We start from the raw sequence: 7,927 nt of genomic DNA, 5'->3' as shown, positions 1-7,927 counted from the left end.
CGACGTAGTGGTGAACAATTCCCAGGTCAAACTATCTTCCATCGAAATCGTAACGGCATACGAAAAAGAACAGATTCTGAAACACTTTAACGATACGGCAGCAGAGTATCCTCAAGAGAAGACGATTCATGAGCTGTTCGAGGAGCAAGCGGCCCGCACGCCGGAGCGGACAGCGGTGCTGTTCGAGGACGAGCGGCTGACGTACCGCGAGCTGAACGAGCGGGCGAACCGTCTGGCGCGGACGCTGCGCGCTCAAGGCGTTGGCGCAGATGTGCCGGTGGCGATCATGGTCGAACGCTCGTTGGAGATGATCGTGGGCATTTACGCGATCCTGAAAGCAGGCGGCGCTTATGTGCCAATCGATCCGGAGTTTCCAACTGAGCGCATCCGCTACATCGCCGAAGATTCGGGAGCGAGGCTGCTGCTGACGCAAAGCCGCTTTCTGGACCGCGTGCCTCGTGAGCTGGAAAGCCGCGTTATTGACCTGAACGAAGAAGCAGTTTATGCCGAAGACGCGACGAACCTGCCGCTTGGTTCCGGTCCGCGCGATATGTCGTATGTCATCTATACGTCGGGCTCGACGGGCAAGCCAAAGGGCGTTATGGTCGAGCATCATGGCGTGCTTAACAGGCTGCAGTGGATGCAGCAGCGCTACCAAGTCGGCGAACGCGATGTGATCCTGCAAAAGACGCCGTTTACGTTTGACGTGTCCGTATGGGAGCTGTTCGGCTGGGCAACGGTGGGCGCCAGTGTGTGCCTGCTTATCCCAGGCGGGGAGAAAAGCCCGGAGCGCATTCTGGAGACGATCGGGCGTTATGGCGTCACCCGGACCCATTTCGTGCCAGCGATGATGCCTGCGTTTCTGGATTATGCCGAGCAGCAGCCGGAGCACGAGCTTGCCGAGCAAACAGCGAGCCTGGTGCTGGTATCAGTGAGCGGGGAAGCATTGCCGCCGCAGCATGTCGCCCGCTTCTACCAAACGTTTGGGCGGCTAAACGGAGCGAGGCTGGTGAACCTGTACGGACCGACGGAAGCGACGGTCGAGGTGTCGTACTTCGATTGCGAGCCGGATGAGTCCTATGCGGTGATTCCAATCGGCAAGCCGGTGCACAATACGCGGCTGTATATCCTGAAGGAAGGCACGGAGCAGCTGCAGCCGATCGGGGTGGCAGGCGAGCTGTGCATCGCCGGGGTGCAGGTAGCAAGAGGCTACTTAAACCGTCCGGAATTAACGGCGGAGAAGTTTACGGCTGATCCATTTGTGGCAGGCGAGCGGATGTACCGGACCGGAGACCTGACCCGATTGCTGCCCGATGGCAACGTTGAGTACCTGGGCCGGATCGACCATCAAGTCAAAATACGTGGCTACCGGATCGAGCTGGGCGAGATCGAGGCGCAGTTGTTGAAATTGGCGCCGGTACAGCAAGCGGTCGTGATAGCGCGGGAAGATGGAAGCGGTCAGGAGCAGCTTTGCGCATATATCGTGGCGGAACAGCAGATGACGGTAAGCGAGCTGAGGGGAGAACTGTCGCGGGAACTGCCGGGGTATATGATTCCGTCGTACTTTGTACAGATGGAGCAGATGCCGCTATCGGCCAACGGGAAGCTGGACCGCAAGGCACTGCCTGCGCCGGAGGGAAGCGTGCCGACCGGAACGGAATACGTAGCTCCGCGCACGGCTGTAGAAGCACAGTTGGTGGGAATTTGGCAGGAAGTGCTGGGAATCGGCAAGGTCGGAATCCGGGACAACTTCTTCGAGATCGGCGGGCATTCTTTACGAGCTACGGTGCTGGTTGCCCGAATTCACAAAGAGCTGCATAGCAGTATCGCTCTGCGTGAAGTGTTCCAAGCGACAACGATTGAGCAAATGGCGCAATTGATCGAAGAACGGGACACGTTGACTTACAGTTCCATCCCGTTAATTGAAGAAAGAGCATATTATCCGGTTTCTTCGGGCCAAAAGCGTTTATACCTTCTGAGTCATTTGGAAGGCGGAGAAATCAGCTACAATATGCCGGAAATCATGACGGTAGAAGGTGCTTTGGACCGGGATCGTTTGGAGAATGTGTTCCAGCAGTTGATCCAGCATCATGAAACGCTCCGAACCAGCTTTGAGCTGATAGACGGTCAACCGGTTCAGCGGGTGCATGCTTCCGTGCCATTTAAAGTGGAGTATGCCCAAGTCGGGCATGAGCAATTGGAGCACCACATTCGCGGATTTATTCGTGCGTTTGATCTTTCGCAGGCGCCGTTATTGCGGGTCGGGCTGGTTGAACTGGAAAAAGACCGTCATTTGCTGCTGTTCGACATGCATCATATCATCTCGGATGGCGTATCGGTGGGTATCATGGTTCATGAGTTCGGGCGATTGTATGAAGGAAACGAGCTTCTGCCGCTGCGGATCCAGTACAAAGATTACGCGGCATGGCAGCTATCGGAAGTTCAAAGCGAGCGGGTGAGCAGGCAGGAAGCGTATTGGCTGGATGCATTTAAAGGCGAACTTCCAGTCCTTGATCTGCCGACGGACTATGTGCGGCCGACATTGCAAAGCTTTGAGGGAAATAGGTTTGAATTTACTATTGATAACCAGCGAAGCAGCGGATTGAGGAAACTCGCAGCCGAAACGGGATCAACCCTATATATGGTATTGTTGGCAATTTATACCTCTATGCTGCATAAATATGCCGGGCAAGAGGACATCATCGTGGGCACCCCGATTGCGGGAAGACCTCACGCTGATCTTGAAAGCATGATCGGGATGTTTGTCAACACCTTGGCGATCCGCAACTTCCCTTCGGGTGAGAAAACGTTCTATGACTATGTGCTGGAAGTCAAGGAGACCGCGTTAAGAGCCTATGATAATCAGGACTATCCGTTTGAAGAACTGGTCGACAAGCTGAACGTAAAAAGAGATTTGAGCCGTAACCCGTTATTCGACACGATGTTTGTCCTGCAAAATGCAGAGCCAGGCGATCATGAACTCGAAGGGCTGCAGTTCAAATCGTATCCGCACGAACATCAAGTTGCGAAGTTCGATCTGGTCTTTACAGTGGTAGAGGGAGCGGAGCTCGTTTGCAGCGTCGAATACGCCCGTGCATTATACAAGGAAGAAACCATTAAGCGGATGGCGCTGCATTTCACGCAGCTCATGGATGAGGCTATCCAAACTCCGCATGAGAAGCTTTCAAATTTGGGAATGATTACCGAGCAGGAGAAAACGCTCATTACACAATCATTCAACGATACCGCCGCAGATTATCCGAGAGAGCGTACACTGCATGAGCTGTTTGAACAACAGGCGGAACAGACAGCGGATCGGGTCGCGGTTGTGTTCGAAGACAAGCAGTTAACCTACTGTGAGCTGAACGAGCGGGCGAACCGCTTGGCGCGTACTTTGCGGGCCGAAGGGGTTCAGCCGGATCAGCTTGTCGGCATTATGGTCGAGCGTTCCTTAGACATGATTGTAGGCATCTTTGGCATTCTGAAAGCGGGCGGGGCGTACGTACCGATCGACCCGGATTACCCGCAGGAGCGCATTCAGTATATGCTGGCCGATTCCGATGTGGGGCTACTGCTCACCCAAAACCATTTGATGGACCAAGTGGATTTTGCGGGGAAATTGGTGGACCTGAATAGCGATGCGTCCTATCATGAGGACGGTTCAAATCTGGGGATTGCCGTCGAATCGAATCATCTGGCGTATGTCATCTATACCTCAGGAACGACGGGGAAGCCGAAAGGTACATTGATCGAGCATAAAAACGTCGTTCGCTTATTGTTTAATGATCGAAATTTATTCGATTTCGGGGCTTCCGATACGTGGACGTTATTTCACTCGTTCTGTTTCGATTTCTCGGTGTGGGAAATGTACGGGGCGCTGCTCTACGGAGGGAAACTGGTCATTGTCCCTCCGCTGACGGCCAAAAGTCCGGAGCAATTCCTGCAATTGCTGAAAACGCAGCAGGTGACGATCCTAAACCAAACCCCGACTTATTTCTATCAACTGCAGCAGGAAGAGCTGAGCCATGCCGGGGCGGAGTTGAAGCTGCGAAATATCATTTTTGGCGGAGAAGCGTTAAGTCCGGCTTTATTGAAAGATTGGAGAGCGAAATATCCGCACATCAAACTGATCAATATGTACGGCATTACCGAAACAACCGTACATGTCACCTACAAAGAAATAACGGAAACGGAAATTGCGTTAGGCAAAAGCAACATCGGGACGACGATACCGACCTTGCGGGCCTACATTTTGGATGAGCAGCGCCGAATTCAGCCGATCGGTATCGCGGGGGAAATGTATGTTGCCGGAGAAGGCTTAGCGCGGGGTTATTTGAACCGTCCTGAGCTAACGGCCGCCAGATTTGTCGACAATCCGTATGAACACGGAGAGCGGATGTACCGAACCGGGGACTTGGCTCGCTGGCTTCCGGACGGCAATCTCGAATATTTGGGACGGATCGACCATCAGGTCAAAATCCGCGGGTACCGGATCGAGCTTGGCGAGGTGGAGGCGCAACTGCTGAAAGTCGCGTCCATGCATGAGGCCACCGTGCTTGCGCGTGAAGATGCAAACGGGCAAAAGTATCTCGTCGCGTACTTTGTTGCAAGTCAGGAACTAACCGTAAGCGACCTTCGGGGAGCGCTGGCGGAAGAGCTGCCGGGGTATATGATCCCGTCCTATTTCGTCCAATTGGAGCAAATGCCGCTGACACCAAACGGGAAGCTGGACCGTAAAGCGCTGCCTGCGCCGGAAGGAAGTGTGCAGACGGGCACAGATTACGTAGCGCCGCGGACAGATGTGGAGCAAGCATTGGCTTCCGTCTGGCAAGGAGTATTGGGTGCGGGCAAGGTCGGCATTCGGGATAACTTCTTCGAACTTGGCGGGGACTCGATCAAAGCGATACAAGTGTCTTCGAGATTGTTCCAGGCCGGTTACAAGCTGGAAATGAAGGATCTGTTCAAGCATCCGACGATCGGAGAGCTCAGCACCTATATCCAGGCGGTGACCCGCATCGCGGAGCAGGGTGAAGTGCGCGGAGCGGCGAAGTTGACGCCGATTCAACGCTGGTTCTTCGAGCAGCCGTCGGCCGATCCGCATCACTTCAACCAGGCGGTCATGCTGTACCGGGAGCAGGGCTTCGAGGAAGCTGCGGTCCGTCAGGCGATGCAAAAAATCGCCGAGCATCATGACGCGCTGCGTCTGGTGTACCGTCAAACGGAGCAGGGCTATGAAGCGTGGAACCGGGGGATCGGGGAAGGCGAGCTGTATAGCCTGGAAGTGGTGAACTTCCAAGGCGAAGCGGATATCGCGCAAGCGGTAGAAGCGAAAGCCAGCGAGATTCAAGGCAGCATAAACTTGAGCGAAGGTCCCTTAATGAAGCTGGGCTTGTTCCGGTGCGATGATGGCGACCACTTGCTGATCGCGATCCACCATTTGGCGGTGGACGGCGTATCGTGGCGGATTTTGTTCGAGGATTTTGCGACGGGCTACGAACAGGCGCTGAACGGAGAGGAAATTCGTCTGCCGCAAAAAACGGATTCGTTCCGGAACTGGGCACAGCAACTGGAGGAGTACGCGAAAAGCCCGGTGTTGGAGAGCGAACGGTCCTACTGGGAGCGGTTGGAGCAAGGGAAGCCGACGCCGCTGCCGAAGGACACCGAGCAGGGAGCGGCGTGGGTGCGGGACAGCGAAGCGGTAACGGCACGATGGACGGAAGCGGAAACGGAGCAACTGCTAAAAGAAGCGCACCGGGCATACAACACGGAAATGAACGATTTGCTGCTGACGGCGTTGGGACGTGCGATCCAGTCGTGGACGGGCATGGAGCAAGTGCTGGTGAATTTGGAGGGCCACGGCCGGGAGCAGATTGTAGCGGACATCGACATTACGCGCACCATCGGCTGGTTTACGAGCCAGTATCCGGTCGTTCTGGAGATGGGGGCAAGCAAGGATACAGGCTACCAGATCAAGAGGGTTAAGGAAGGGCTGCGGCAGATCCCGCAGAAAGGGATCGGCTACGGCATACTGAAGCACCTGGCGGGTGCGGAGGAGGACCGTGCTTTGCTCACGGCGAAGCCGGAAATCAGCTTCAACTACCTGGGACAGTTTGATCAGGATTTTGAAAACAGCGAGTTGCAAATATCGCCTTACTCGGTGGGTGCATCGCTCAGCGGAAACCGAACGCAGAATTATGCACTGGACATCAACGGAATGATCTCGGGCGGAGCGCTGCAGCTGACGATCACCTACAGCGGCAAGGAATACCGCAGTGAAACGATGGAGCGGTTAGCGGGCATGATCCGCCAGGCGCTGCAGGAAGTGATCGGGCATTGCGTGGAGAAAGAGCAGCCGGAGTTGACGCCAAGCGATGTGCTGCTGAAGGGATTGACGGTGGAGGAACTGGAGCAGCTTGTAGAGCAGACGGGCCGCATCGGCGAGCTGGAGGATGTATACAAGCTGACGCCGATGCAAAAAGGAATGCTGTTCCACAGCCAGCTGGAGCCGGATTCGGCAGCTTACATCGAGCAGTTGACCTTCGAGCTTCGAGGAACCTTCGGGATCGAAAGCTTTGTTAAAAGCCTGGATGTCCTGGCGCGAAGGCACGCCATATTGCGTACCAACTTTTACACGGCGCGTGGAGACTTGCCGGTTCAAGTGGTGTTCCGCAATAAGAAGCTGGAAAGTCATTACGAAGATTTACGCGGGATGAATGAAGTACAGCGTGAAGCATACCTTGCGGCTTATGCCGAAAAGGACAAGACCAGAGGGTTTGATTTGACTGAAGATGCGCTGCTGCGGATTTCAATCCTGCGTACGGGAGAAGAGAGCTACAGGCATTTGTGGAGCTTCCATCATATTATTATGGATGGCTGGTGCGTGCCTCTCGTTACGAATGAAGTGTTCGATATTTATTTTGCTTTGGAGCAGGGCCGGAAACCGGAACTGGCTCCGGTGCAGCCATACAGCCAATATATCGAATGGCTGGAGCAGCGGGATGAAGAGGAAGCATCGACCTACTGGAGCGAGTATTTAAAAGGATATGATCAGCAGCCGGTATTGCCTCAAGGCAAGGCAGAGGAGAAAGCGGCAGAAGACAAAGTAACGGCCCGCGCGCCGGAGCAGGTGGTTCGCGATCTGGGACTCGATCTGACACAGCGGCTGAATCAGGTGGCCAAGCAGCATCAGGTGACGGTGAATACGCTGCTGCAAGTGGCTTGGGGAATATTGCTGCAAAGATACAACGGAATACAGGACGTCGTCTTTGGAAGCGTAGTATCGGGAAGACCGGCGGAAATCCCGGGAATCGAAAGCATCATAGGATTATTTATCAACACGATTCCGGTGCGTATCCGGACGGAAGAAAGCGACACCGTGGCGGACGTGATCCGCAGAAGCCAGGAGCAGTCGTTGGCATCGCATGCGTACGATACGTATCCGTTGTATGAAATACAGGCGCAAACCGAACAAAAGCAGCAGTTGATCACTCACATCATGGTGTTTGAAAACTATCCTGTTGAACAGCAGATGGAACAATCGGGCAGCAATCAGGCGGATTTTGAGATTACGGGCGTCCATATGTTTGAGCAAACCAACTACCCTTTTGACGTGCTTGTCGTACCTGGTGAAGAGATGAAAATCATACTACGGTACAACGGGATGATCTATGACGGGGACGCTGTAGAGCAACTAGGGAGCCATCTGGTTTGGCTCATGGAGCAGTTTGTGGCCAACCCAAGTATCCGTGTCCGGGATCTGGAACTCACGACGGAAGCAGAGAAAATACAGATTCTGGAACACTTTAACGATACGGCAGCGGAGTATCCTCGTGAGAAGACGATTCATGAGCTGTTTGAGGAGCAGGTGGAGCGGACGCCGGAGCATGTGGCGGTTGTATTCGAGGGGAGCGAGCTGACGTACCGGGAA

The 7,927-nt window shown here is 54.5% G+C and carries 1 protein-coding gene; it reads left to right on the top strand.

The annotated features are described in order from the left end of the window. On the top strand, positions 1-7,927 hold a 7,927-nt coding region (locus ET33_RS27825; protein WP_036689925.1), incomplete at both ends, for a non-ribosomal peptide synthetase.

Origin of the sequence: Paenibacillus tyrphae (genome assembly GCF_000722545.1) — a bacterium.
Lineage (GTDB): Bacteria > Bacillota > Bacilli > Paenibacillales > NBRC-103111 > Paenibacillus_G > Paenibacillus_G tyrfis.
Note: the sequence above shows the minus strand (reverse complement) of the source record. Positions and strands in the feature narration are given on the sequence as shown.